The sequence below is a fragment of the Caballeronia sp. AZ10_KS36 genome (assembly GCF_023631105.1).
In the GTDB taxonomy this organism is placed as follows: domain Bacteria; phylum Pseudomonadota; class Gammaproteobacteria; order Burkholderiales; family Burkholderiaceae; genus Caballeronia.
The window spans coordinates 356579-381146 of sequence record NZ_JALQDQ010000018.1; the positions used below are offsets into that span (position 1 = coordinate 356579).

The window sequence follows — 24568 nt, forward strand, 5'->3', positions numbered from 1 at the left end:
CGCCGAGGCGGCAGAACGGGCGCCGCTCAAACGAGCGCCCTGCCCTTGAGCCGTTCGAGGATGCCGAGCGGCGCGTGATCGGGCCGCGCCATCGCTTTCACGGGCAGGAAGAAGGTCTGCTCCATCATGAACTGGCCGGACATCACCGCGTGCGAAGTCTGATCGGAGAAACAGATCCACACCGAGCCGGGCGGAAACGGCATGGTTTCCTGCGGGGAGGACTTCTGATAATCGAGGTCGGCCTTCATCGCGTCGTGCAGGTGCAGCATCAGATGGTCATACTCGCTGCGCTTGCTCTTCGTGATGTGCAGCAGATTCATGAGCCACGCCGAACCCGGCGCCTGCGGCTTGATGTCGGGCAAGAAGCGCCGCGCCATCTGCTCGAACGGCTCGCCGACGCGCCACACGCGCGGCGTGCCGTTAGGGTTCACGTTGGTGAAGACGCGCAGGATGCGCTCGCCGTAGTTGGGGCGCGATGGAAAGGCATCGACATGCAGGCGGCTATCGTCCTTGCGCCACGACGTTTCGCGCGTTTCCACCTGATGCAGCCGCAGGCTCGTCGGCGCGACGCGCAGCTTGCCGTCGTATTCGGGAAAGAGGCCGTCGACGAGCGAGCGCGCGTTCGCCTGATACCGCGCGATGAGCGAGCGCACCGCCGACTGCATCACGTTGTCGCCGAGCACGCCGTTGAGCGCGCCGCCGTTGGGCGCGAGGCTGATGTTCTTACGCTTCGGGTCCGCTATCTTCGGGTCGAGCAGCGCGCGCTCGCCGCCTTCGATTGCAAAGCGCAGATTGGGAAAATAGAGGACCTTGCCGTTTTCCACGCCGGCAAGCAGCGCCTCGCGCGGCACCGACAGGTTCTTGCCCTGCCAGTTGCACGAAGCGACTTCGATGATTTGAGATTCCGTCATGTGCTCTCGAACTTGAGTTGGCTCGCGCACGGCGCCAAGGCGACTGACCCGACGCGTTACAGCAGGCCGAAACCTGCGAGCGCGGCCTTCACTTCCGAGAGCGTCGGATGCCGGCTCGCGTCGCCCAGGTTGATCACGTTCGGCGACCAGTAACCGCCTGTGCGCCATGCGGTCGAGAAATTGTACAACTCGACGGTCGGCCGCTTCAGCGCTGCGGCAATATGAACGAGGCCCGTGTCGACGCCGACGGTCGCGGCCGCGCCGTCGATCAGGCCGACCACGGCGGGCAGCGAGAGCTTCGGCGGCACGATGGCGGCCGCGCCGAACTCCTTCGCGAGCTTCTCGCTCGTCGCGCGCTCGGCCTCGCTGCCCCACGGCAGGACGATGGACGCGCCGCGCGTCACGAGCGCCTGTCCCAGTTCGATCCACGCGGCTTCGGGCCATTGCTTGTCGGCACGCGACGTGGCGTGCACGAACGTGACGTACGGCACCGGCAGATTCAGCCCGAGCGCGGACACGGCGAGCGCGGCGCGGCGCGTGTCGATGCCGAAGTCGATGTGATCGGTCGTCTGTGGCCGCGGCAAGTCGAGCGCGGCGGCGACGAGCTGGCGCGTACGTTCGACGACATGCGTGCGCGGCTCGATCGGCACGCGCCGGTCGTAGAAGAAGCGCACGGGCCATTCGAAGCCCGCGCCGTCCGTGCGATTCGCGAGTCCGACGAGCGGCCCGCGCGCCCAGCTCGCGACCCACGCGGTCTTGATGAGCCCCTGGCAATCGATGACGAGATCGTACTTTTCGGCGGCCAGTTCACGCCGGAACTTGGCGATCTCGCGCCAGTTCGCCGCGGACGCGAAACCCTTGCGCCAGCGTCTGAGCGAAAACGGAATCGCGCGGCGCACGCCACTGACCAGTTCGACGAGGCTCGCGAAACTCTCTTCCACGAGCCAGTCGATTTGCGCATCGGGATAGCGGCGGCGAATGTCGGCGATGGCCGGCATGTTGTGAACGACGTCGCCAAGCGACGACACCCGGACGATCAGGATCTTTTGCACGCTGTGAGAAAGAGGCGCGGCTCGCGCGACGAAGAGGAAACGGGAGCGGGGATTTTAGCGCGGGTTGGTTGGGAGGCGGGGCGGTTCATGGCCTCGCGAGCCCTTCCACCGCAAAAAAGCCCGTAATATCCCGCTGACCATGAAGCTGAACCGACTATTCGAACAGGAAAGGACTTCCCCATGGCAACACGTTACGAACAGGACGTCGTGGCTTGGGCGCGCGAGCAGGCAGCACTGCTGCGTGCCGGCGACTTCTCGGCCATTGACGTGGAACATATCGCAGAGGAAATAGAAGACGTGGGCAAGAGCGAGCAACGCGATCTAGCGCGCCGTATGGCGGTGCTGCTGGCGCATCTGCTCAAATGGCAATTTCAGCCGGGACGCCGTGGTTCGAGCTCGCAACGCACGATCAAGGAACAGCGCCGCGCCGTGGGCGTGGCGCTGCAAAAGACGCCCAGTCTGAACGCTTCGTTGCGAGACCCGGATTGGCTCTTAGGTACATGGGCCGATGCCGTGTCCAAAGCGGCTGAAGAAACGGGCTTGGATGTCTTTCCGGAAGAACTTCCGTGGTCGACTGACCAGATTCTCTCGGCCGCGTTCTATCCCGAATGACCAAACAAAAACGGCGCGACCTCCCGATCGCGCCGTCTTCGCAAAGCCCCGATCAGAACGGCAGCTTCGCGTCCGCCTTCTCCGCCAGAATCACGCGGCGGAAGTCTTCCTGAATGCGCTTCAACGCTTCTTCGCTATCCGCTTCGAAACGCATCACGACCACGGGCGTCGTATTCGACGAACGCGCGAGACCGAAACCATCCGGGTACTCGACGCGCAAACCGTCGATGGTCAGCACGTCGTCCGCGCCTTCGAACTTCGCCGATTTCTGCAGGCGCGAAATGAGTTCGAAGTTCTCGCCCTCTTCCAGCTTCAATTGCAGTTCCGGCGTCGAGAGCGAATTCGGCAGGTCGTTGAGCAGCTTGCTCGGATCGTCCACGCGCGACAGGATTTCGAGCATGCGCGCGCCCGTGTACAGGCCGTCGTCGAAGCCGTACCAGCGGTCCTTGAAGAACACGTGTCCGCTCATTTCGCCCGCGAGCGGCGCGCCCGTTTCACGCAGCTTCGCCTTCACGAGCGAATGGCCCGTCTTCCACATGACCGGCTCGCCGCCCTGATCGCGCACCCACTTCGCGAGATTGCGCGTGCACTTCACGTCATAGATGATCTGGCCGCCCTTGTTGCGCGACAGCACTTCCTGCGCGAACAGCATCAACTGGCGATCGGGGTAGATCACCTGGCCGTCCTTCGTCACGACGCCGAGACGGTCGCCGTCGCCATCGAATGCGAAGCCCACTTCGGCGTCCGTTTCCTTCAACGCGCGAATCACGTCCTGCAGATTCTCGGGATGCGCCGGGTCCGGGTGATGGTTCGGGAAGTTGCCGTCGATGTCCGTGAAGAGTTCGACCAGCTCGCAGCCGAGCGCCTTGAAAAGACGCGGTGCGAGACCGCCCGCGACGCCGTTGCCCGTATCGACGACGATCTTCATCGCGCGCACCGGCTTCACGTCGGACACGATGCGGTCGAGATACATCTGCGATACGTCGAACTCGGTGTAGCTGCCTTCGCCCGAGCTGAAGTCGTCATTGACGATGCGTTGGTACAAGCCCTGAATCTGCTCGCCATAGATGGCCGCGCCGCGCAGGACCATCTTGAAGCCGTTGTAATCGGGCGGATTGTGGCTGCCCGTCACGACGGTGCACGAATCCACGCGTCGCTCACCCGTTGGCAAAGGCAGCGGCACGCTCGCCGCGAAATAGCCGACGGGCGTCGGCACCATGCCGATATCGATCACGTCGACGCCCGCTTCGCGCAGGCCGTTCGCGAGCGCGCCGACGAGTTCGGGACCGGAGAGCCGGCCATCGCGCGCGACGACGACCGAGTCGCCGCCCTGCTTGCGGATCTCGCTGCCGAACGCGCGGCCGATGCTCTTCGCGACATCGCTATCGACCGTCTTGCCGACGATCCCGCGAATGTCGTACGCCTTGAAAATGGACTGGGATACTTGGCTCATGAGATGGCTACCTCTTCTGTATTAATTGATGAATTCTCGGCGATGCAGCCATAAGGGCGTGCAGGTCGTGACGATATGAGCGCGCCCGACCACACCGGCATGCGCGCGAACGACTGCGAGGCATGACATGACGAATGCTGCGCATGTGTATTCGAGCATCGCGAAACAGGCAAGCCAGTTTGAAAGCTCGTGCGAAGGAAGCCTTTCCGTTCGCACTTATAATCGCTGTCTTTCAGCGCCTTCGACGTTGCGCGCCGCGGTTCAAGCCTGCGCATTCATTCTAATCCAATGCCTATACGCTCTTTCGCCTTCTGCCCGACGAATGAGGCGCGTTCGCGCGCAAACGCACAAAACTTCACCGACATTCACGGTGATTCGCTTCCCCGCACGCCATTGCGCAGCGAACAGGTTCCGGTAGCAGGCGGCGTGCCTGATCTCGCAGGCGGACGATAAGCATGAAGATGCTCATGCGCTCGGGCAATCCGGACGTCGCCCGCGCGCTCACCAACATCGTCTGGCTGGGGCTGGAACGGCTCACGCAGATTGCCGTCGCAATCGTCATCTCGGGGCTGCTTGCGCGCTATCTCGGCCCCGATGCATTCGGCAAATGGCAATACGCGAACACGCTCTTGCTCGTCATCGCGCCGATCACATGGGTGTGCGGCGCGGAGATTCTCGTGCCGACCATCGTCGCGAAGCCGCCCGCCGAGACGGGCGCAGTGCTCGGCAGCGCGTTCGTGCTGCGCATGAGCGTGTCCGTCGTCGCGCTCTTGCTGACGTGGGCATGGATCGCGGTGGGCGGCGTGGACCCGCTCGTCGGCGCGATGCTCGCGGGGCTTGCCGTCACCATGCTGTTTCGCGAGCCGTTCATCGGCGTCATCAACGCGTGGCTGCAAAGCATGACCTACAGCAAGCCGCAATTGATCGCGAGCATGTTCACGGCCATCGCCAAGGCGGCGCTCGTGTATCTGCTCGTGCGCATGGCCGCGCGCGCGTCGAGCTTCGGCTGGCTATGGGCGCTGGAAGCCGCGGTTATCGGCGCGGCGCTCGTCGTCTATTACATGCGGCGTCATGGCGGCACGCTCGGCTGGCGCTTCGATCGCACGCTCTTTCGCCACTTCGCGAGCGCAGGCACCGTGTTCTGGCTCGGGCTCATCTGCATGTATCTGTTCCTTAAGCTCGACCGGTTGATGCTCGCGCATCGCGTGTCGTTCGCGGAACTCGGGCTCTATTCGGCCGCGCAACAGTTGAACGAGAACTGGATCGCGCTCGCGCTGATGCTCTCGCAGACCATCGCGCCGGCGTTCGTGTATCGCGTGCAGGAAACGCCGCGCCTGAAGCGCAACCTGTTGCGCCTTTTCGCCATGACCGCCGCGCTGATGATCGCGGGCGCCGCCGTTCTCGATGCGCTCGCGGGGTTCATCATCGCGCGCGTGTTCGGGCCGAACTATGCGGGCGCGGCGAGCATCTTCCGCTGGGCCGTGTGGCTCTCGGTGCCTGCGGGCATCGAGGCGATCGGCAATCTCGTCGTGCTGAAGTATCAGGCGAGGTACGTGCTGTTGTCGAAGTGGCTGCTTGCGCTCGCCGTCGCATTCTCGGTGAACGCATGGGCCATTCCCCGCTTCAACGGCTACGGCGCGCTTGTCGGTCTGGCGGCGGGTTATCTCGCGGCGGCATCGGTCAACTTCTACTACATTCGATTCCGGCTGCGCGCATGAACGCCCTATCCGATGTCGCCATCCTGATGCCCGCGTTCAACGGCCAGGCCGAAGTGGAACGCACGCTGGCGTCGTTTCGCGAGGCGTCGCCTGTGCGCGTGTTGATCGTCGATGACGGCAGCACGCCGCCGATCGCCGCGCCTGTCATCGACGGCCTCGACATCGAGATCCTGCGCATGGCGAGGAACGTCGGCATCGAGCGCGCGTTGCAAGCGGGCATCGACGCGCTCGCTGAACGCGGCATCCGCTACGCCGCGCGCATCGATGCAGGCGATCTCGCCACGCCCGGCCGCCTCGCGAAACAGCGCGCGTATCTGGAGGCGCATCCGCATGTGGCGGTGCTCGGCATGTGGACGCATGTCGTCGCGACGAACGGTGCGCCGCTTTTCGACCTCACGCCGCCCACCGATACCGCTGCGATCCGCCGCGCCATGCTCGCGCGCTCGTGCTTCGCGCATCCGTCGCTGATGCTGCGTGTCGATGCGGTGCGCGAAGTCGGCAACTATCGCGCGGACTACCGCGCGGCCGAAGACCTCGATCTGGTGCTGCGTCTCATGGCGCGCTACGACGGCGCGAATCTGCCGGAATTCGGCCTCTTTTACGAACTGAACGAAGCGGGCATCAGCGCGACCAAGCGCCGGACACAATCGCTGTCAACGCTGCGCCTGCAATTGCGTTACTTCCGTGCGGCGAATCCGTTCGACTGGATCGGCGTCGCGAAAAGCATCGCTCACTTGCTGCTGCCCTATCGCGCGTTGCGCGGACTCAAGGCGAAGCTCTTCAAGGCATCGTCGCCGGCATGAGGCCGGCGGCATCGCGCGACACAACCATAAGCACCGGATGAACAAAGCCCAGTCCAGCCTACGCATCGCCCTCGTGTGCAACACGGCGTGGGCCATCTACACGTATCGTCGCGGCGTGCTGCGCATGTTGACCGAACGCGGCGCACAGGTCACGATCATCGCGCCGCGCGACCGCACGTTCGAGCCGCTCATCGAAATGGGCTGCCGTTGCGTGGAACTGCCGGTGGCGTCCAAGGGCACGAACCCGCGTGAAGACCTCAGGACGATGATGGCGCTGTACCGCGAATATCGCGCGACGCGCCCGCATCTCGTGTTTCATTACACGATCAAGCCGAACATCTACGGCTCGCTTGCAGCAATGCTGGCGCGTGTGCCGTCGATCGCGGTGACGACGGGCCTCGGCTACGTGTTCATTCAGAAGAGCCGCACCGCGCAGATCGCCAAGCGTCTTTATCGCTTCGCGTTCCGCTTTCCGCGCGAAGTGTGGTTTCTCAATCGCGACGATCATCAGGCTTTTGTCGATGAGAACTTGCTCGCGCATCCCGACCGTGCGCGCCGTTTGCACGGAGAAGGCGTCGATCTTAATGATTTCTCGCTCGTGCCCTTGCCGCGCCGCGAAGACTTCGTGTTCATACTGATCGGGCGGCTGCTGTGGGATAAGGGCGTCGCCGAATACGTCGAGGCGGCGCGGCGTTTGCGCAGGCGTTATCCGCACGCGCGTTTTCAATTGCTCGGGCCCGTGGGCGTGGATAATCCCAGCGCGATCAGCCGCACGGACGTCGAGGCGTGGGAACGTGAGAATATCGTCGAGTATCTGGGCGAAGCGAACGATGTGCGCCCGCTCGTCGCGGCGGCCGATTGCGTCGTGCTGCCGTCGTATCGCGAAGGCGTGCCGCGCACGCTGATGGAAGCGTCCGCGATGGGCCGCCCGATCGTCGCCACGGACGTCCCCGGCTGCCGCGAGGTGGTCGAACACGGCATAAACGGCCTGCTGTGCGAGGTCAAAAGCGCGGACAGCCTCGCCGAGCAACTCGAACGCATGCTGACGCTGCCGATCGAAGAACGCGACGCGATGGCCCAACGCGGCCGCGAGAAAGTCGCTCGCGAATTCGACGAGAAGAACGTCGTCGAACGATACAAGAGCACAATACACGCCATTACCGGCATTTCACTCTGATTTGCGCTTCCTGGAGAGCACATGATGAACGGCAACATGTCGCCGAACGACGCTGGAAAAGGTACGAAGGGCACGATTCTCGTGACGGGCGGCGCGGGCTTCATCGGTTCGCATACGTGCGTCGAATTGCTCGACGCGGGTTTCGACGTCGCGGTCATCGACAATCTCGTCAATAGCCGCGCGGAATCGTTGAACCGCGTGGAGCGCATCACGGGCAAGCGCGTCGCGTTCTATCAGGAAGACGCACGCGACGAAGCCGCGCTGAACCGCATTTTCGACGAACACGCGATCACCGGCGCAATCCATTTCGCGGCGCTGAAAGCCGTGGGCGAATCGGTCGCGAAGCCGATCGAGTATTACAGCAATAACATCGGCAGCCTGCTCGCCGTGCTCAACGTCATGCGTGAACGGAACGTCCGCAACTTCGTGTTCAGTTCGTCCGCAACGGTGTACGGCGTGCCGCAAAGCGTGCCCATCGACGAGAGCTTTCCGCTTTCGGCGACGAACCCGTACGGTCAGTCGAAGCTCATCGCCGAACAGATTCTGCGCGATCTCGAAGTCTCCGATCCGTCGTGGCGCATTGCGACGCTGCGTTACTTCAACCCGGTCGGCGCGCATGAAAGCGGATTGATCGGCGAGGACCCGGCAGGCGTTCCGAACAACCTGATGCCGTATGTCGCGCAGGTCGCGGTCGGCAAGCTGGACAAGCTGCGCGTGTTCGGCAGCGATTACGATACGCACGACGGCACCGGCGTGCGCGACTATATTCATGTGGTCGATCTGGCGCGCGGACACATTGCGGCCATCGACGCACTGCGCTCGCTCGATCGCAGTTTCGTCGTCAATCTCGGCACCGGCCACGGTTATAGCGTGCTGGATGTCGTGAAGGCGTTCGAAGCGGCTTCGGGCAAGCGCGTGCCGTACGAACTCGTGCCGCGCCGCCCCGGCGATGTGGCCTCGTGCTACGCCGATCCCGCCGCCGCCGAGAAGCTGCTCGGCTGGCGCGCGGAGCACGGCATCGAGCGCATGTGTGCCGATCACTGGCGCTGGCAGTCGCAGAATCCGCAAGGGTTCGCATAAAGCGGCGCCGAGCCTCGCATCGTCGATCTAGCGGCGATGCGGGGCGGCTGTCATCAACTGGTCTACTTTCATGCTTAGTTTCGCGCTTGCTTTTCTGGTCTCGCTCTTCGTGACCTTGTTGATCGTGCGCTTTGCGCACTTGCAGGAAGGCGTGCTCGGCGATACCGATCTCGCCGGCGTGCAGAAATTCCATGCGCGGCCCGTTCCGCGCATCGGCGGCGTCGGCATTCTGTGCGGACTCACCGCCTCCGCCGTGCAATTGCGATGGAGTTATCCGCTCGTGTCGGGCGGCATTCTCGGCATCATCGCGTGCGGCTTGCCCGCGTTTCTCTCCGGGCTTCTCGAAGACCTGACCAAGCGCGTGACGCCGCTCGTGCGTCTCATCTGCACGATGGCCGCTGCCGGTCTCGCGTATGCGCTGCTCGATATCGCCGTGACGCGCATCAGCGTGCCGCCGCTCGATTTTCTGTTGTCCTACGCAATCATTTCATGCGCGGTGACGGTGCTCGCCGTGGCGGCGCTCGCCAACGCGGTGAACATCATCGACGGCTTCAACGGCCTCGCGTCGATGGTCACGTTCATGATGTTCGCGTCGCTCGCTTACGTGGCGTTCCAGGTGCATGATCCGGTCGTGCTGTCGGGATCGCTCATCATGATGGGCGCGGTGATGGGCTTCTTCATCTGGAACTTTCCGGCCGGCCTCATCTTTCTGGGCGATGGCGGCGCGTACTTCGTCGGCTTCATGCTCGCCGAACTCGCGATCCTGCTCGTCATGCGCAACCGCGACGTTTCCGCATGGTATCCGGTGCTGCTCTTCATGTACCCGATCTTCGAGACGTGTTTCTCGATCTATCGCAAGAAGTTCATTCGCGGCATGTCGCCCGGCATTCCGGACGGCGTGCATCTGCATATGCTCGTCTACAAGCGGCTGATGCGCTGGGCCGTCGGCGTGCAGAACGCCCGCGAACTCACGCGGCGTAACTCGCTGACGTCTCCCTATCTGTGGCTGCTGTGCCTCATTGCGGTGATTCCCGCGACGCTCTTCTGGCGTCATACGGTGCATCTCTTCTGCTTCGTCGTGGTGTTCGCGGCCACTTATGTGTGGCTCTATGTGAGCATCGTGCGCTTCAAAGTGCCGCGCTGGATGGTGTTTCGCCGGCCGCATCCGGTGAAGAAGTAGTCCTTTGTGCACGAACACAACGCCGCCTCCTTCCGGGCGGCGTTGTCGTTTTGATGCCTTATTTCAGGTGCTTTGCGAAGAACTCGGCCGTGCGCGTGTTCGCCAGTTGCGCCGCCGCGGCATCGTAGTGCACGCCATGATTGCGAGCGAAGGCATGATGACATCCGGGATATGTGTACGCCTCGACGTTGGCGTGCCCCTGCACGGCGGTCAGTACGCGATTGCGGGCATCGGCATCTATGAACTCGTCCTGTTCCGCCAGATGAATGAGCAAGGGCGCCTTGATCTTCGGCAGCTCGCTCAAGTGCTGGTCCGTGCCGCCGCCGTAGTACGAGACGGCTGCGTCGATATCGGTGCGCGCGGCCGTCAGAAACGACAAGAGGCCGCCCAGACAGAAGCCGACCGATCCCACCTTGCCCCGCACCTGTCCCAGACCGCGTGCGAAGCCGATGGTCGCGGCGATATCCTCGACGCCCGTATTCAGGTCGAATGCGTTGTAGTACTTCATCGCCTGCTGCCACTCGGCCTCGGTGCGATCGGTCAGATTCACATTCGGCTCTATTCGCCAGAACAGGTCAGGACATAGCGCGACATAGCCTTGTCGCGCGTATTCGTCGGTGGTTTCGCGCATGTCGCCGTTGATGCCGAAGATCTCCTGCAGAACGACGATGGCAGGCGCGGGCGTTTGCGCTGGGTACGCGACGTAGGCGTCGAAATCGCCATCGGGCGTCGAGATGCTGAGCATGTCGGACATGGTGTCTCCATTGAGCGGCACTACGCTATTTCATAGGCGAAAAAAGAAGCGCGCGCCAGCATTGAATGGCTGGCGCGCGCTGCGTTCTTTCAGCTACGCGTAGAACTTGCCGCTTCAGGCCGGCGCGGGGCGCGGCACGCGTTGCGTCACATCTCGCGCGACGGCGAGATAACGCGCGGCCGTGTCCGCAAGCGTCAGGCCGTTGAGCGGCCGGTGCGCGCGCGGCTGGCCGAGCGCGACGACGAGCGCATCCGCATAGGCTTTCGTATCGTCGGGATCGCACAGGCGCACGCTCGGGAAGTCCGCGGCGAAGCTGAACGGACGGATCGTGCTCGCGACCACGGGCACGCCCGACGCAAGTGCTTCCAGAAACGCGATGCTGTGTCCTTCCGACCGCGAAGGCATGGCAAACACATTCGACGAGAACAGCAGTTCCGCCACGTCCGAACGCGGACCTTGCAAGCTCACGTTGTTCGAAAGCCCGAGCTTCTCGATCAGATCGCCCACGGCCGCGTGATATGCCGGGTCTTCGATCACGCCGCACAACAGCAGCCGCGCATCCGGCACGCGCTGAACCACCTGCTCGAACGCATGCACGGTCGAAAGCTGATTCTTCACCGACGTATAGCGCCCGATCTGCACGATCTGCTTCAATGCGTGACCCGTCGTGCTCGCGGAACGCATCGAAAAGCGCGACATGTCGACGCCGTTCGGAATGAGCGTCATCGCCGGATGACGCCCGACCGCGCCGACGTAATCGTCGATATTCGCGGGCGACACCGCGATCACCGCACGCGCCCGCCGCGAGAGCATGCGCTCGACGCGCCGGAACATGCGGCTCTCGAAGTCGTTGGTCGCCGAGTGCATCACATAGACGACCGGCACCGCCAGCGGCAGCATGCGCGCGTAGAACGCGGGAATGGTCGCGTGCGCGAAGAGCACGTCCGCCTGATACGCGCGGATCGTTCGATGCAGTTCCAACAGCTTGCCGAAGCGTCCATGCATGCGGTCCGGAAAGAGACACTGCACGCCGTTCGCCACGAGCTCCGCTTGCAGCGCGGTGAAGTCGTCGTGCGCCGGCATGAGCGACGCAATAGCCACGGTTTCGCCGCTTCTTTGCTGGTGAATCGCCAGGTCTTTGGCCAATACCTCGGCACCGGAAAGTCGCGGTGCCAGGACGAGATGTACGATGCGCATTTCAAGCCTCCCTGACGATGCGATAAAGCATCCACGCCGTTGCCGATGCAAGCCCCGCGGTCATGGACCATGCGATGCCCGTCACGCCCCACAGATGCGTGGCGATGGGCACCGTCACGCACAGCACGACTGCCTGCACGATGGACGCATGCGTCGCCACCTTCGGCATGCCGCTCGCGCGCAGCCACGACACGAGCACCGCGATCACCGCGCCTATCGCCATGTTGATGACGAAGATGCGAAAGAGCGGCACCGCCGACAGCCACGCGGGCCCGAGCACGAGATTGAAAAGCGGCTCGGCCGCGACGCGCAACGCAACGACGAGCACGGTGAGCCCGACCGCCGCGAGCAGCAGATAGCGGCGAAAGAGCTTGCGCGCCCCCGCGACATCGCGGCGATGATGCTCCGAGAAAGTCGGAAACAGATACTGCGACATCGCGATGGCGGCATCGGCAAGCAGCATTTGCGCGAGTTTCGACGACATCTGATAGGCGCCCAGTTGCAGCGGACCGAGCAGCTTCGCGACGACGACCTTGTCGAACTGGTTCAGCAGAAGATTGACGACGCTGCCCGCCCAGATCCAGCGGCTGAAGTTCACGTAATGCGAAATGCCCGCGAACGAGAAGCGGATAGGCGGACGCGGCGACATGGCGGTCCACGTCAGCGTCGTCTTGAGAAGCTCACCCGCGACGAGGCCGATCAGCACCGAGTACGCGCCCGCGCCCGACAACGCGCATACGAGGCCGACAGCGCAGTCGGTGAACGCGGCGGACGTCTCCACGCCCGCGAGCTTCTGAAAGCCGCGCTGCCGCGTCACGGTGAAGTACGCAGGCGATGCGACGCCGCGCACCATCGGCAAGGCGGCGGCAAGCAGAATCAGCCCGACAGAGCCGGCCATATGGAACTGACTCGTCATGAACGGCGCGAGCGCGGCGATCAAGAGACCGATCACTACACCGCGCATCGCGAGCGTGGCCCATACCGCGCCGAGCTCGCTTTGCGAGGGTGCATCGCGTCCCTGCACGACGGCCTGTGCAAGTCCGGTATCGGACAACGCTTCGGCAATCGCGACCGCGAGCAGCGCGATGCTGACCGCGCCGATCGCTTCAGGCCCGAGAATGCGGCCGATGGCCAGAAACTTCAGCGCGACGAAGCCGCGCACGACCACTTGTTGAAGGAGCACCCAGAAGGCCGCATCGTGCTCGAACCGCGCGCGTGCTGGCAAGAAGGATAGCCGGACAGATCTCACTCACATTCCCCGTACTGCTTGTATTTCGATTCGTGGCGCCGCGATATGTCGGTATCGCGTGCGGTCCACCTTGCGCGTCGCGCCCACGCACCCTGTCTGAACGACAGGTACGCGCGAGGCCGCGCTTCTTTTCAGGCGACTGTGGGAAAAATAGCGTGGGCGCCGGGGTTGCGGACGCCAACGCGTAGCACTATTCGGCAAGGGTGCGCGTTATCGCGGGTTGACGGATGGCGTTTGGTGTTCTTCACCACATCGCGCGACGCGGATAAGCGCTGAAATATGGCCATTGAATGCGCGGGCGCGGTGTTACGTTCGATCTTCGACGACACACCGTGTCTGATTAGAAAACACCATGACGGATGCCACTTCACGATGAACGATACCGTTCTCATCATCGAGCCTGATTTCAGCGGTCACCGCTGGCGCTACGCGCAATGGGCCGCGAATGCTTATATGGAAGCGGGCATGCGCTGCCTGATCGTCACTGAGCCGCGTAACGCCGGGCATGCGCTCGTGAAGCAGATTCAGGAGCAAGGCAACGACGCGCTCAACATCACGTTCGTTGCGCCGCCGGAGCACGGCACGCGCAAGGGGCTCGGGTCCATCAGCTATATGCGTTCGCATGCGAACTTCAAGCACGCCTATGCGGTAGCGAGCCGCGACCGCAAGGTGGCGCTCGTCGTCGTGCCGTACGTCGACTACTTTCTGCTCGCGCTGCCGTTTCTGCGCTCGCCGTTCGGCAATACGCCGTGGGTCGGCGTCACCATGCGCTCGAACTTCCATCATCATCTCGTCGGCGTGCGCGCGCCGCGCCGGCCTCTTATCAATGCGGTGAAGTCGCGGCTATTTGCGCGTGCCATTCGCGTGGGCGGCATGAAGACACTCCTGACCATCGACCCGACGCTGCCCGACTGGTGGAAGCGCAACGGCGGCCATGCGCACGGAACGAGCATCGACTATCTCGCCGATCCGTTTCCCGATGCGCATGCTGCGGAGCCATCGGCTGCGAGGCGCAGGCTCGGACTCTCGAAGGGCATGCACGTGCTCGTCTATGGCGCGATCAACGACCGCAAGGGCATCTTCGAGCTGATCGAAGCATTGGCGCAGCGTAAGGACGGCGTGCACACGCCGAAGCTGGTGATCGCCGGCGCTCAGGACAACGACGTGCGCGCGCTATTGAGCGAAGCCGCCGGCAAGCTCATGCCCGCGCCGATCGTGCTGGACCGCTTCATTTCGAGCGAGACGGAGCTCGATCTCTTTTCTGCGTGCGATGTCGTCTGGCTCGGCTATAAAGGCCACTACGGCATGAGCGGCGTGCTCGTGCAGGCATTCCGCTTCGGCAAGCCGGTCATTGCAACGGCCGATGGCCTGATCGGTTGGTTCTGTCGCACGGGCGAGCTGGGACCGGTGATCGACGATCTCACGCCGGGCTCGATCAATCGCGCGCTCGACGATGTTCTCGCGCGCCGCAAGCGGCCCGTCGCTGCCGGGCATCTGCTGGAGCGCAATACGCTCGGGCAATTCAAAGAAACGCTGCGCCAGGCGATCGCCTGACGCAATGAGCATGACGCAGTGAGCATGACGCAATAAGCATGAAGCCGGTTCCTGCGATCATCGCAGGAACCGGCTGATTCGCATCAAGCCTGCTTTCCGACCACTTCCACCGCGTCCACCACGTTCTGCGCCTGCACTTTCCGCTTCGCAGGGAAGAGCGCATCGCGCATGCGCAGGAACGGGAACTCCACCGCACGCGTCGTCACATAACCCACCACGATGGCAATGGCGAACTGCGCCGCCATGATGACGCCCCACGCGGGTATCGCCGGAAGATGCAGCGCGGCCGCCTTGCGGATGAGCATATCGCCCGGTGCGAGCGCCAGCGAATGCCACAGGTAGATTCCGTAGGAATACACGCCGATCCACCCGATCAGCCGATAAAGCCGCGACTCGCGAATGCGCCCAGAGTACTCGACCGTCAGCACGATCAGCGCGCAGAAGCCGATGGCCTGCACGGTATAACCGATGCTTTGATCCAGCTCCACGTTGCGCGTGCCGAACACGAGCCACAGCACGAGCCCCGCGACGGCGGCCAACAACAGGCCCTTTCTCTCTGCGATACCGCGATATACCGCAGGCTTCAGCCAATAAAGCGCGGCGAGCATGACCCCGAACAACAGGCTGTCGATGCGGTATTGCGTATAGAAGAACGTGCCGTCGAGATCGCCGTTATAGACCGCGACGGTCCGCGCAATCAGCACCGCCACGCAGATCGAAGCGAGCACGCTGAGAATCGTGTTGATGCGCGTCTGCCACCGCGCGAAGACGATCAGCAGCAACGGCAGGAAGAGATAGAAGTGCTCTTCCACTGCTAGGCTCCACGTCTGCGCAATCGACGTACCGAAATAGTTCTGCATGTGCGTGAGGTTCTGCACGAGGAACGTATTCGTCGGATGGCGCCCCACCAGCACGTGAAAAAGAATCAGTGCGTAGTACGCGGGCCAGATCTTGAAGAGACGTCGTACGATGAAGCGCGCCGCGTCGATGCGTCCTTCCTGCGCATACTGCTTGAGCAACAGACCGCCGACGAGAAAGCCGCTCAGCGTGAAGAAGAGATTTACCCCTTCGTGTCCGAAGCTCTTGAGCGGATACTCGATGGCGGCAATGAACGCGCTGCCCGTCGGGTATGAGTGAAAGTGATACCCCATGACTGCGATGATGGCGAGTCCCCGGATGAAATCGAGCTCGATCGATCGATTGGGTCCTGGCATGCGTGTGGCGCCGAAAAGGCTCATGGCCTTCCCCCCCTTCTGCGATGGTCTTATGCTGCTTCTGTTGTATTGGATGCCTCGCCGCCGGGAGTCCTCATATCGGCGCACGCACGCGCATCGCGGATGTCATTTGGTCAATGCCGCCACTGACCCGCGAAGGCCAATTGCCGGCATGACCATAATCGTTCGGGAATTGCGGCGTGATCCGCCAGAATCGCATCGTTGGCGGACAGCGCGGCGCGCGCTATGCGGCATCGACAACATAGCCGTTCGCGCGCTGCGAATGGCGCCTGAGCGAGCGTGGCGCGGCGCACATGGGCATCCGTCGTTTCGCGCCGAACGCTAGTCGCTAAACGCCGCCGCGACGGCGTGCGCTTTTGGCCGCTGATATATTCGACCCACAAATACGGGGTACCCGGGGACCGTCGCTCAAGCTGATTCAAACACACAACACGCGACTCAAGGCTTCCAGGGCACGAAGCGGATCCAACCGCGAGAAGTAAAGCTCGACGAGCTTTGCCATCTAAAGAGAACGCCATGCGCAACAAGTTCGCCGTCGTCTGGATCTGGCTATTTCTGCTTCCGCTCGCATTCGACTTCAAGGGTGCGGAAACGGCCAGCAAAGCCATTCAGATTCTCCTCACCGTTCCCGCGATATTCGCAGGCGTTGCGCTATTGCTGATTGCGCCACGCTTTGCGCAACGCTCGCGGCTTCGCACATCGGTTACGTCGCTCTTCATGCTGACCATCGTCGGCAGTATCGCGACGCAAATGATCCAGGGCAATGATTCGGGCAACTACATGCGCGTGATCCTGCCATTCGCGCTGATGCTGCTCGGTTATCTCGTCGCGTGCCGTCCGTGGGATTCGCAACGCCTCGAACAGTTCGAACGCGCGATGTACTGGTCGATGATCGCCTCGCTGATCTTCAGCTTCGTCTATGGCATGGCCACGGGCGGCGGGCTGGAGAACGTGCGTTTTCGCATCGTGTCGGTCACGTTCCTTTGTTTGCAAGGGCTGCTGCTGCATGAGTTCGTCATCGCCAAGCGCATGACCAAGTTCACGGTGCTGCTCTTTCTTGCGACCGTCGTGATCGAGCTGTTGAGCGTGACGCGCAGTCTGCTCGTCGGCACCGTGCTGCTTTTCGCTTATGCGACGTGGCTTGCCGCGCCGTCCGTCAAGCATCTCTTCACGGCGGCGCTGCGCGCAATCATGATCGCCTCGCTGCTCGGCGCAATGGTCGCCGCGTCCGCCGCGTTCTTTCCCGGTGTGGCCGAACACTGGTCGCAGCGCCTGAATTTCGCGAAAGCCACCGAATCCGGCCGCGATCCGACGACCATCACGCGTCTTGCAGAAATGAAGGACCAGTACGATCAGACCACGTCCGACACGCTCGCGGTTCTCGTCGGCAAGGGCTACGGTCACGACTATCGCTATTCGCCGACGTACTTGCCGGACCTCGCGGGCCAGTTCACGAAGAAGGACTTCTACGCGATCAAGGAATGGGCGGCGGGCCATAACTTCTGGGTCTATCAGTTCTTCGCGGGCGGCATCCTCTTCGGCATCGCACTGCCTGCCGCCGTGCTGTGGGCGCTCTACCGCGGGTCCATGGCGTACCGCTCGTGGCGCAATCGCGCGCCCGACGCGATGTATCTGCCGGTGCTCGGCCGCGCGTTGCTGGTCGTAGCCTCGCTGCCGGCCACCTCCGTCGGCGGCAATCCGCTCGGCAATCGCTTTTCGGGCATCGTATTCGGCGTGGCGCTGGGTCTGCTCGTCGCGGCATTTGCGCGGATCGCTCATGCCATGCGCACGCAGCCGGTGAATCGACGTTCGTTCAGGACGCCTTATGGACGCACGCGTGACGATGTTCACGCCGACTGGCGCCCCGAATGGCGTCCGTACGGCCCGCAGCCGGAACTGAAGCCCGCGCAGGCACCGGGACTCGCACACGAGCATCACGGCGAAAGCCGGCATGACGCGCCGCCGGGAGCGAGCAGCTTCGCACCGTCCGCATAAAAGGCTTCGAAAAGCCAGCGGGCCTAATACGCTAACGAACCGGGGATCGTTTCGCCATGAAGATTCTGCATCTGCTTTCCACTGTCGATCCGCGCGCGGGCGGCCCAACCGAAGGCGTGCTGCAAAGCGGCCTCAGCATGCGGGCGATGGGGCATGAAATCGAAGTCGTCTCGCTCGATGCGCCGGATGCGCCCTATCTCGGCGCCTTTCCGTTGCGTCTGCACGCGCTCGGGCCGTCGCGCGGCTTCTATGGGTTCTGCCCGCGACTCGTGCCGTGGCTGCAGGAGCATGCCGCGCGCTTCGATGCGGTGATCGTCAACGGTCTCTGGCAGTACCACAGCTTCGGCGCGTGGAAGGCATTGCGCGACAGCGACGTGCCCTACTACGTGTTCCCGCACGGCATGCTCGATCCGTGGTTCAAACGCGCGTATCCGCTCAAGCATCTGAAGAAGTGCCTCTATTGGCCGTGGGCCGAATATCGCGTACTGCGCGATGCGAGACGCGTGCTCTTCACGACGCAGGAAGAACGCCTGCTCGCGCGTGAATCGTTCAAGCTGTATCGCGCGAAGGAAGAAGTGGTGGCGTTCGGCACGCGCCAGCCGCCTGCCGATTCGACCGCGCTGCGTCAGGCGTTCCTGGCGCGATTCCCGCAGCTCGCCGGCAAGCGTTCCATTCTGTTTCTCGGCCGCATCCATGAAAAGAAGGGCTGCGACCTGCTGCTCAAGGCTTTCGCAGCCGTACGCGATATCGACGCCCGCGCGCATCTCGTGATGGCCGGCCCCGACGATAGCGAATGGGCCGCGCAACTGCGCACGCTATCGAAGGAACTGGGCATCGAGGACCGCGTGACGTGGACGGGCATGCTGAGCGGCGATCTCAAGTGGGGCGCGTTCCGCACGAGCGATGCCTTCGCGCTGCCTTCGCATCAGGAGAACTTCGGCATCGCGGTGGCCGAGGCGCTCGGCTCCAAGCTGCCGGTGCTGATCTCGGACAAGGTCAACATCTGGCGCGAAGTGCAAGAGGATGGCGCGGGCATCGTCGCCAGCGATACGGTCGAGGGGACCATCGACGCGCTGTCGACATGGTTGCGCATGGACCCACAGGCCGCGGCCGCGATGCGCGAACAGGCGCTCGCCACCTTCATGCAACGCTTTCACGTGGAAGCCATGTCGAAGGACCTCGCACGCGTGCTGCGTGAAACGGCCAACAAGCGCGACGGCGGCCTCACGCGAGGCATGCTGTCCGCATCCTTCGAACGTTAATGAGCCGAGCGTAAGTAAGCGGCGAAGCGGTTTTGCGCCGCGATGATCTTGCTCGCGCAGTCGTCGTAATCCGAACCCCGCGCCCGTTCCGGGCCATACATGCCGCGACATTGCGCGTAGAGCGCAATCGTCGCGCCATTGCCATTCGCCACGCGCGTCGCCGAATAAACGGGCTTGCCCGAACGCGAAGGCACATCCGTCTCGATGGCCACTGCATCCGCGCGAATCACCGGCTGATTCGAGTTCTCTTCGATATAACGCTTGGTCAGCGTCCACATGGCATCGCATTGCGCGGCGTCGCGGCACGGGACGGTCGCGTTGCGCTGCGCCACATCGAGCGAGCGCTCCGAGTACGAGAACCCTTCCGCACGCCGCGCCTCCTTTTCGGCGGACGAGCATGCAGCGAGCAATAACGAAGCGAGCGCAAGAACGGTGAGCTTTTTCACGGCAAATGAGCGATGAGCGATGAGCGGGAACGGAGTGCGATTATAGCGACGACCGTTTCGCCAAAAGAAAACGCCGCCGGTCGTTCGACCGGCGGCGTCCCCTTTCCCCAAACGCCGGCTTTTACGCCAGGTCTCCCCGCATATGCATTGCCGAAGCCGCCATCGGCAGCTCGGCTGGTGTCTCGTTACGAAGCGGCGTGCCCGACGACGTGACGAGCGTGCCGATGGTGTCGTCGCCCTTGATGACGCGTCCCAGATGCGCCGCAAGCCTCAACGTCAACGCGGCGATCGTGATGGTCGGGAAGTTCGCGCCGACCGTCGGGAACACGGAGCTGCCCGCCACATACAGGTTGCTCATGCCGTGGATCTTGAGGTTGCGATCCACCACGCCCTGCTTCGGCGAATCGTGCATGCGCGTCGTGCCCATGTGATGCCACGTGCCTTCGAGCTGCGCGGGCCACGGCTTGCCTTCGAGCGGCTCGTCGAGCGTCACGTCGGCCACGCCGCCGCGTTGCAGTTCCGCCGCGAGATGCGCGACGGTACGGTCGAACGTGCGCTTCACCAGCTCGGTCACCTGCCAGTTCACCTTCACGCGATTCATGCCGAGCGAGTCCTTCTGCGCGGACAGCGTCACGCGGCTGTCGCGGTTAGGCTCGGCTTCGACGATCGTCTGAATCTTCACTTCGGTGATGAGCGGACGCGGCTGCAACAGACGCGCGAGACCGAAGCACGCGGTATCGACCGGATGCGCGAGCATGGTCATGACATCGCCGGTCATGCTGTAGCCGGGCTGATCCTTCTTGAGGAGCGCCTGCTTCGCGCGAATCAGCGCTTCGGAGCCCTTCGTGTTCTCGCCACGGAACACCGAATAGAACCATGCGCGCGCGTTGAGCAGCTTCTCGCGTTCGAGCGTTTGTTGCGTGAGCGCGAACTGCGACGAGATGAACGTGCCGTGCGCGGACACCGCCTTGTTCTGATAGTGATACTTGATGTCGTAGAGCTTGTTGCGCGCCCATTCCTTCTTGAAGCGCACGTTCGCCGACATGATCCGCGGATGGTCCATGAAATAGCGGCCGACGAGGTCGTTTTGATTGCCGACGCCTGCTGCCTGCACTTTGTTCGACGACAGAAGAAGGCGCGCGTTCTCGATGCCGCCCGTCGCGAGCACGAACACCTTGGCGCGGATTCCGAAGCGGCGGCCGGACAGGGTGCCGACATCGATCTTCGTGACTGAACGCGCGTCGCCATCGGTATCGATGTTCAACGCGTTAGCGAACAGGAACACGCGCACGTTCTTCGCGGCCAGCAGTTGCTTGCGATACACCTTGCCGAAGCGCACGGGCGGGCTGAACTGCGAGATCGTGTCGCGCACGTTGCCGCTCGGGAACGGATGACGCCGCACGTCCGGGCGATGAACCGCCGCTTCCCAGTAGGCCGGGTCGAAGTTGTTCTCGCCGAGTTGCAACAACGCATGCGTGCGCGCGTAGTAAGGACGCAGCTCTTCGAGGCCGAAGGGCCAGCCGCTGTCGGCCACCCAGTCGCGCTTTTCGAAATCCCACGGGTCGAGCGGCCGGCACCATCCGCCCCAGCAATTGCTGCTGCCGCCGAGAAAGCGGCTGCGGCAGCCATCGGCGAATTCGTAAGGAACCCCAACGTTTTCGCCGCGATACAGGTCGCGTGTGTCGTCATCGGCGCGGTATCCGCCGCTTTCGAGCAGCACCGCGTCGATGCCCTGCTTTTCGAGTTCCAGTGCAAGCGTGATCCCCGCCACGCCCGCGCCGACGATACAAACCGTGGTCTCTATGACTGCGCCCTGGTCAAGGCTGCGGCTGTCAATGAACATTCCCCGTGCTCCTTCTTGTTTTACGCTTAAGCGGTGTCGCAGGATCGCATTCGGTGTTGTCCCGACAAGATCACTGCACTCTCGACTGCCAATATCCATTCACGCCGGGAAGCGTTTCCTGATGAAGCGCACCGGATTACCGCCGTATACGCCTTCCGCTTCCAGCGAGCGATGCACCACCGACTGCGGCGTAACGAGCGCCGAGCGGCCAATGGTGACGCCCATCTGCACGACACACCTGGATGTGATCCAGACGCCGTCCTCGATCACGATCGGTGCGACCTGCAAGTCCATGTTGCCGGCGGCATCGTGCGATCCCGTCGTGAGAAACGTCCCCTGCGAAATGCAGACATTCGAGCCGATGCGAATATCGGTCTGGTTATAGATCCATGCATCGACGCCGAACCAGCAGTTGTCGCCGACACTCAAATTCCACGGTGCTTTCACCCGAATGGGATGCGGCATCCGACAGTTTCTGCCGATGCGCGCGCCGAACGCACGCAGCAATGCGACCCGCACGAACGAAACCGGTATGAGCTTGTTATTGATGAAGCATGCTTCGACGAAGAACCATACGAGCTCGATCACGAAGCTCCGCTTTGCTACGAAATTGCCCGGGCCTGCACGCGACAGGTCGATCACCTTGCCGCGCCTCGCGGATGTCTCGCGCACGCCGTCGAAGCCGTCACTGCTGGCCGCGCCGATGCCTCGCTCGTCGATCGCTCTGTCCATGGTTCCCCGCCCGTTTCGCTGTCCGCCTGCTGCGCCGGGCGCGCAAGCGACTCTTTATTGGCCTTGTATGTCGGCGCGCATTGCGTGCGCGCATCCGTGTCGTCTCGCTTCTTCGTTCAAGACTGCATACGGTGAACCGATTATCAGCGAACGTTAAAAAGCGCCATGTGCGGTGCGGCACGGTTGGCCGTAACGGCAAGACTTTTGGCGCTGGCGGCTGATGCATCGCTCTATGCTGCATTCGAACGATTGCGCCGCGTGACGTAGCGTACCGATAAGCCGATGCGCGCTCTGTATAACGCTTAACGTAATCAGCCAGGAGAGACCATGAAACACGAGCTACGCGCGGCGCTCATGCCGCTTCTCATCGCTGCATTGGGGCCCTGCGCGCTCGCGGCATCGTCTGTTGCGCATGCGGGCAACTTCGCCGATGCCGCCATCAGCAAGCAGCAGGCGGGCGGCGGCGTGCCGTCGGAAATGGATTTGCTTGGGAGTCCGGATATCTATGCCGATCCGTACGGCGCGCCGACCAACGGCCGAGGCGGCCAGCGCGGCCCGATCACCAATGCACAGACAGCGCAGGGCATCTCGCCGACGGACAAGCTGCTTGCGCAACAGAACGGATACGTGGGCAATCCGGGCGCCGGCGCGCAGCTGCGGCGCGTGGGACGCCAGGGCGACGCAAAAGCCATGCTGATGCCGCAAGGCGCGGCGGCCACGCTCTATCCGACGGCCAATGGCCTGAAGGCGCCGGCCAAAGCTGCGCGGGCGCGGGACATCTACAAATCGCCTTATTGATGAAGCGACGCGCGGCGATACGGCGCGTCGTGAACGACGCCCCGTATCGCCGGCAAGACTGCTACTCGATCTTCTCGACCTGCGGCAGAATGGGCGCGCGCTCCGCGATGCGCGCGATGGACATGTCGACGGCATCGCTCAAGCGGGTGTCGGCCGTATCGCCGATCAGCGACTTCAAGCGTTCTTCCAGCCGCGCGAACACCGACTGCGGCGACAGGCGTTCCTGCGCGAACAGGCGCCCTTCTTCGCCGTAGCGCGCGCGCAGCGCCGGATTGCGAACGAGCATGCTAATGGCGTCCGTCAACGCCTCGACGTTCTCGGGCGGAATCACCACGCCACGCCCGGCTACCGCCTCGTACAGCTCGGTGCCCGGCTGCGCCATCGCGACGACCGCGCGCGCACTCGCGAACATGCCCGTGAGTTTCGAAGGCATCACGAGGTCGGCCACGTCGCCGCGTTGCGGCAACACGTGAATGTCCGCGAGGTTCAGCAACTCGTTGAGACGCTCGATAGGCTGCAACGAAAGAAAGCGCGTGTTCGGCAGATCCGCGCAACGTTCCTGCAGCTTCTTCTTGGTCGCGCCGTTGCCGCAGAACACGAACACGATATCGTCGCGGGCGGCGAGCGCGGCGGCGGCCTCGGCCAGCACTTCCAGGCCTTGCTTCGCGCCCATGTTGCCCGAATAGAGCACGACCTTGGTGTGCTCGCCGATGCCCAGTTCCTTGCGGAAACTGCTCGGACCGTCGATCGGATAGATCGCCGTCGTATCGACCCAGTTCGGGAAGTGGAAGGCGTCGGCAGGCGCCACGCCTTTCTTCACCGCGCGCTCGACCATCTTGTCCGAGATGGATGAAACGACGTCGAACCGCTTCATCAGCCAGCGTTCGAATGCGAGCGCGCTCTTCGCCGCGCGTGCGTTCTTCAAGAGGCCGAGATCGAACGCGGCGTCTACTTCGAAGTCCTGAATATGCAGCCATGACCGCGCGCCCGTCAGACGGGCGAGCGCGAGCGCGCCCGGCGCGTTCATCAAACTCGGCGCAATCGTCATCACGACATGCGGACGCCACAGTGCATGCGCGATGAGCGCAGGCAGCGACGCCAGCGCAAACGAGCCGAGATGCAGCATGCGCTTCGCGCCGCTCGGCTTTTTCGGCACCCACAACGGCGCGCGCCAAAGACGCACGCCCTTGCGCGTTTCGAAGCGATGCCGCCAGCTTGCATAGCCATCGCCGATCTTCCATTCCGGATAGTACGGCGGCGCACAAACGACGCGCACGTCGTGCCCGTTCTGGGCCAACGCTTCCGCCATTTCCGCCGTGTATTTGCCGGTTCCCGTCAACTCGGGCGCATAGTTCAGCCCGTAGATCAGTATTCTCATGTGGTCCCTCGCCCGACAATCGCGCCCTGAGCCCCGAACGTGCCCTTTCGCCCGCAAAGCGCCAGCCATCGGGACGCGAAGACCGCGACCCGACGGCGTCTCACCCTTCCCCTTTCCGTTCGTCCTCCTTGACGTTTCC

The 24568-nt window shown here is 63.2% G+C and carries 21 protein-coding genes; 10 read left to right on the forward strand and 11 right to left on the reverse strand.

What is annotated here, in order from left to right:
* Positions 1-26 precede the first annotated feature (26 nt).
* Together kdoO and waaC are read right to left on the reverse strand one after the other, a co-directional pair.
* The gene (kdoO, locus tag NCR35_RS11855; protein ID WP_250534488.1) at positions 27-911 is read right to left on the reverse strand and encodes a Kdo hydroxylase KdoO; all 885 of its coding nucleotides are present in this window, start codon (positions 909-911) and stop codon (positions 27-29) included.
* Positions 912-967: 56 nt separating this feature from the next.
* On the reverse strand, positions 968-1963 hold the full coding sequence (waaC, locus tag NCR35_RS11860; protein WP_250534489.1) for a lipopolysaccharide heptosyltransferase I: 996 nt from the start codon (positions 1961-1963) through the stop codon (positions 968-970).
* Positions 1964-2143: 180 nt separating this feature from the next.
* On the opposite strand from waaC, the gene NCR35_RS11865 reads away from it, so the two are divergent.
* The gene (locus NCR35_RS11865; protein ID WP_250534490.1) at positions 2144-2575 is read left to right on the forward strand and encodes a DUF29 domain-containing protein; all 432 of its coding nucleotides are present in this window, start codon (positions 2144-2146) and stop codon (positions 2573-2575) included.
* Positions 2576-2627: 52 nt separating this feature from the next.
* Here NCR35_RS11865 and NCR35_RS11870 read toward each other — a convergent pair whose 3' ends face one another.
* Entirely contained in the window at positions 2628-4028 is a 1401-nt protein-coding gene (locus NCR35_RS11870) for a phosphomannomutase/phosphoglucomutase (protein WP_250534491.1), read from the reverse strand.
* A 455-nt stretch (positions 4029-4483) separates the two neighbouring features.
* Here NCR35_RS11870 and NCR35_RS11875 point away from each other — a divergent pair, with 455 nt between their 5' ends.
* The 5 genes from NCR35_RS11875 to NCR35_RS11895 all read left to right on the forward strand — a co-directional run bounded on the left by NCR35_RS11875 (position 4484) and on the right by NCR35_RS11895 (position 9986).
* Positions 4484-5746 carry an oligosaccharide flippase family protein gene (locus tag NCR35_RS11875; protein WP_250534492.1) on the forward strand — a complete coding sequence of 421 codons (1263 nt, stop codon included), beginning with the start codon at positions 4484-4486 and terminating at the stop codon, positions 5744-5746.
* The gene (locus NCR35_RS11880; protein ID WP_250534493.1) at positions 5743-6549 is read left to right on the forward strand and encodes a glycosyltransferase; all 807 of its coding nucleotides are present in this window, start codon (positions 5743-5745) and stop codon (positions 6547-6549) included. Before NCR35_RS11875 ends, NCR35_RS11880 begins: the two co-directional genes overlap by 4 nt.
* A 37-nt stretch (positions 6550-6586) precedes the next feature.
* Positions 6587-7726, forward strand: coding sequence for a glycosyltransferase family 4 protein (locus tag NCR35_RS11885; protein ID WP_250534494.1), 1140 nt, complete (start codon positions 6587-6589; stop codon positions 7724-7726).
* Positions 7727-7747: 21 nt separating this feature from the next.
* On the forward strand, positions 7748-8806 hold the full coding sequence (gene galE, locus NCR35_RS11890; RefSeq protein ID WP_250534495.1) for a UDP-glucose 4-epimerase GalE: 1059 nt from the start codon (positions 7748-7750) through the stop codon (positions 8804-8806).
* 70 nt (positions 8807-8876) lie between these two features.
* Complete coding sequence (locus NCR35_RS11895) at positions 8877-9986, forward strand: MraY family glycosyltransferase (RefSeq protein WP_250534496.1); 1110 nt, start codon at positions 8877-8879, stop codon at positions 9984-9986.
* A 58-nt stretch (positions 9987-10044) separates the two neighbouring features.
* Here NCR35_RS11895 and NCR35_RS11900 read toward each other — a convergent pair whose 3' ends face one another.
* From NCR35_RS11900 to NCR35_RS11910, 3 genes are all read right to left on the reverse strand, one after another.
* On the reverse strand, positions 10045-10740 hold the full coding sequence (locus NCR35_RS11900) for a dienelactone hydrolase family protein (RefSeq protein ID WP_250534497.1): 696 nt from the start codon (positions 10738-10740) through the stop codon (positions 10045-10047).
* A 114-nt stretch (positions 10741-10854) separates the two neighbouring features.
* Positions 10855-11937: a glycosyltransferase gene (locus NCR35_RS11905; RefSeq protein ID WP_250534498.1), complete on the reverse strand. Its 1083-nt coding sequence runs from the start codon at positions 11935-11937 to the stop codon at positions 10855-10857.
* 1 nt (position 11938) lies between these two features.
* A complete protein-coding gene (locus NCR35_RS11910) occupies positions 11939-13186 on the reverse strand; it encodes an oligosaccharide flippase family protein (protein WP_250534499.1) in 1248 nt (415 codons plus the stop codon).
* 372 nt (positions 13187-13558) lie between these two features.
* Between NCR35_RS11910 and NCR35_RS11915 the strand changes: the two genes are divergently transcribed.
* On the forward strand, positions 13559-14740 hold the full coding sequence (locus tag NCR35_RS11915; RefSeq protein WP_250534500.1) for a glycosyltransferase: 1182 nt from the start codon (positions 13559-13561) through the stop codon (positions 14738-14740).
* Between the two features lie 83 nt (positions 14741-14823).
* Here the strand turns inward: NCR35_RS11915 and NCR35_RS11920 are convergent, their stop codons facing one another.
* Complete coding sequence (locus NCR35_RS11920) at positions 14824-15978, reverse strand: acyltransferase family protein (protein ID WP_244847050.1); 1155 nt, start codon at positions 15976-15978, stop codon at positions 14824-14826.
* Positions 15979-16491: 513 nt separating this feature from the next.
* On the opposite strand from NCR35_RS11920, the gene NCR35_RS11925 reads away from it, so the two are divergent.
* Together NCR35_RS11925 and NCR35_RS11930 are read left to right on the forward strand one after the other, a co-directional pair.
* Complete coding sequence (locus NCR35_RS11925; RefSeq protein WP_250534501.1) at positions 16492-17970, forward strand: hypothetical protein; 1479 nt, start codon at positions 16492-16494, stop codon at positions 17968-17970.
* A gap of 56 nt (positions 17971-18026) precedes the next feature.
* The gene (locus NCR35_RS11930; protein WP_250534502.1) at positions 18027-19232 is read left to right on the forward strand and encodes a glycosyltransferase; all 1206 of its coding nucleotides are present in this window, start codon (positions 18027-18029) and stop codon (positions 19230-19232) included.
* On the opposite strand, the gene NCR35_RS11935 is transcribed toward NCR35_RS11930, so the two are convergent.
* From NCR35_RS11935 to NCR35_RS11945, 3 genes are all read right to left on the reverse strand, one after another.
* Positions 19229-19678 (reverse strand): hypothetical protein, encoded by a 450-nt coding sequence (locus NCR35_RS11935; RefSeq protein ID WP_250534503.1) that lies wholly within the window; start codon positions 19676-19678, stop codon positions 19229-19231. The two genes, NCR35_RS11930 and NCR35_RS11935, sit on opposite strands and share 4 nt — an antisense overlap.
* Positions 19679-19799: 121 nt before the next feature.
* The gene (locus tag NCR35_RS11940; RefSeq protein ID WP_250534504.1) at positions 19800-21521 is read right to left on the reverse strand and encodes an FAD-dependent oxidoreductase; all 1722 of its coding nucleotides are present in this window, start codon (positions 21519-21521) and stop codon (positions 19800-19802) included.
* Positions 21522-21620: 99 nt separating this feature from the next.
* The gene (locus NCR35_RS11945) at positions 21621-22253 is read right to left on the reverse strand and encodes a DapH/DapD/GlmU-related protein (RefSeq protein WP_244847055.1); all 633 of its coding nucleotides are present in this window, start codon (positions 22251-22253) and stop codon (positions 21621-21623) included.
* Positions 22254-22580: 327 nt separating this feature from the next.
* Here NCR35_RS11945 and NCR35_RS11950 point away from each other — a divergent pair, with 327 nt between their 5' ends.
* Complete coding sequence (locus tag NCR35_RS11950; RefSeq protein ID WP_175944728.1) at positions 22581-23051, forward strand: hypothetical protein; 471 nt, start codon at positions 22581-22583, stop codon at positions 23049-23051.
* A gap of 61 nt (positions 23052-23112) precedes the next feature.
* Here NCR35_RS11950 and NCR35_RS11955 read toward each other — a convergent pair whose 3' ends face one another.
* The gene (locus NCR35_RS11955) at positions 23113-24429 is read right to left on the reverse strand and encodes a glycosyltransferase WbuB (RefSeq protein ID WP_250534505.1); all 1317 of its coding nucleotides are present in this window, start codon (positions 24427-24429) and stop codon (positions 23113-23115) included.
* Between the last annotated feature and the right edge of the window lie 139 nt (positions 24430-24568).

Coding starts and splice junctions, on each gene's coding strand:
- kdoO (WP_250534488.1), bottom strand. CDS start 911: ATGACGGAATCTCAAATCATCGAAGTCGCTTCGTGCAACTGGCAGGGC.
- NCR35_RS11865 (WP_250534490.1), top strand. CDS start 2,144: ATGGCAACACGTTACGAACAGGACGTCGTGGCTTGGGCGCGCGAGCAG.
- NCR35_RS11870 (WP_250534491.1), bottom strand. CDS start 4,028: ATGAGCCAAGTATCCCAGTCCATTTTCAAGGCGTACGACATTCGCGGG.
- NCR35_RS11875 (WP_250534492.1), top strand. CDS start 4,484: ATGAAGATGCTCATGCGCTCGGGCAATCCGGACGTCGCCCGCGCGCTC.
- NCR35_RS11880 (WP_250534493.1), top strand. CDS start 5,743: ATGAACGCCCTATCCGATGTCGCCATCCTGATGCCCGCGTTCAACGGC.
- NCR35_RS11885 (WP_250534494.1), top strand. CDS start 6,587: ATGAACAAAGCCCAGTCCAGCCTACGCATCGCCCTCGTGTGCAACACG.
- galE (WP_250534495.1), top strand. CDS start 7,748: ATGATGAACGGCAACATGTCGCCGAACGACGCTGGAAAAGGTACGAAG.
- NCR35_RS11895 (WP_250534496.1), top strand. CDS start 8,877: ATGCTTAGTTTCGCGCTTGCTTTTCTGGTCTCGCTCTTCGTGACCTTG.
- NCR35_RS11900 (WP_250534497.1), bottom strand. CDS start 10,740: ATGTCCGACATGCTCAGCATCTCGACGCCCGATGGCGATTTCGACGCC.
- NCR35_RS11905 (WP_250534498.1), bottom strand. CDS start 11,937: ATGCGCATCGTACATCTCGTCCTGGCACCGCGACTTTCCGGTGCCGAG.
- NCR35_RS11915 (WP_250534500.1), top strand. CDS start 13,559: ATGAACGATACCGTTCTCATCATCGAGCCTGATTTCAGCGGTCACCGC.
- NCR35_RS11920 (WP_244847050.1), bottom strand. CDS start 15,978: ATGAGCCTTTTCGGCGCCACACGCATGCCAGGACCCAATCGATCGATC.
- NCR35_RS11925 (WP_250534501.1), top strand. CDS start 16,492: ATGCGCAACAAGTTCGCCGTCGTCTGGATCTGGCTATTTCTGCTTCCG.
- NCR35_RS11930 (WP_250534502.1), top strand. CDS start 18,027: ATGAAGATTCTGCATCTGCTTTCCACTGTCGATCCGCGCGCGGGCGGC.
- NCR35_RS11940 (WP_250534504.1), bottom strand. CDS start 21,521: ATGTTCATTGACAGCCGCAGCCTTGACCAGGGCGCAGTCATAGAGACC.
- NCR35_RS11945 (WP_244847055.1), bottom strand. CDS start 22,253: ATGGACAGAGCGATCGACGAGCGAGGCATCGGCGCGGCCAGCAGTGAC.
- NCR35_RS11950 (WP_175944728.1), top strand. CDS start 22,581: ATGAAACACGAGCTACGCGCGGCGCTCATGCCGCTTCTCATCGCTGCA.
- NCR35_RS11955 (WP_250534505.1), bottom strand. CDS start 24,429: ATGAGAATACTGATCTACGGGCTGAACTATGCGCCCGAGTTGACGGGA.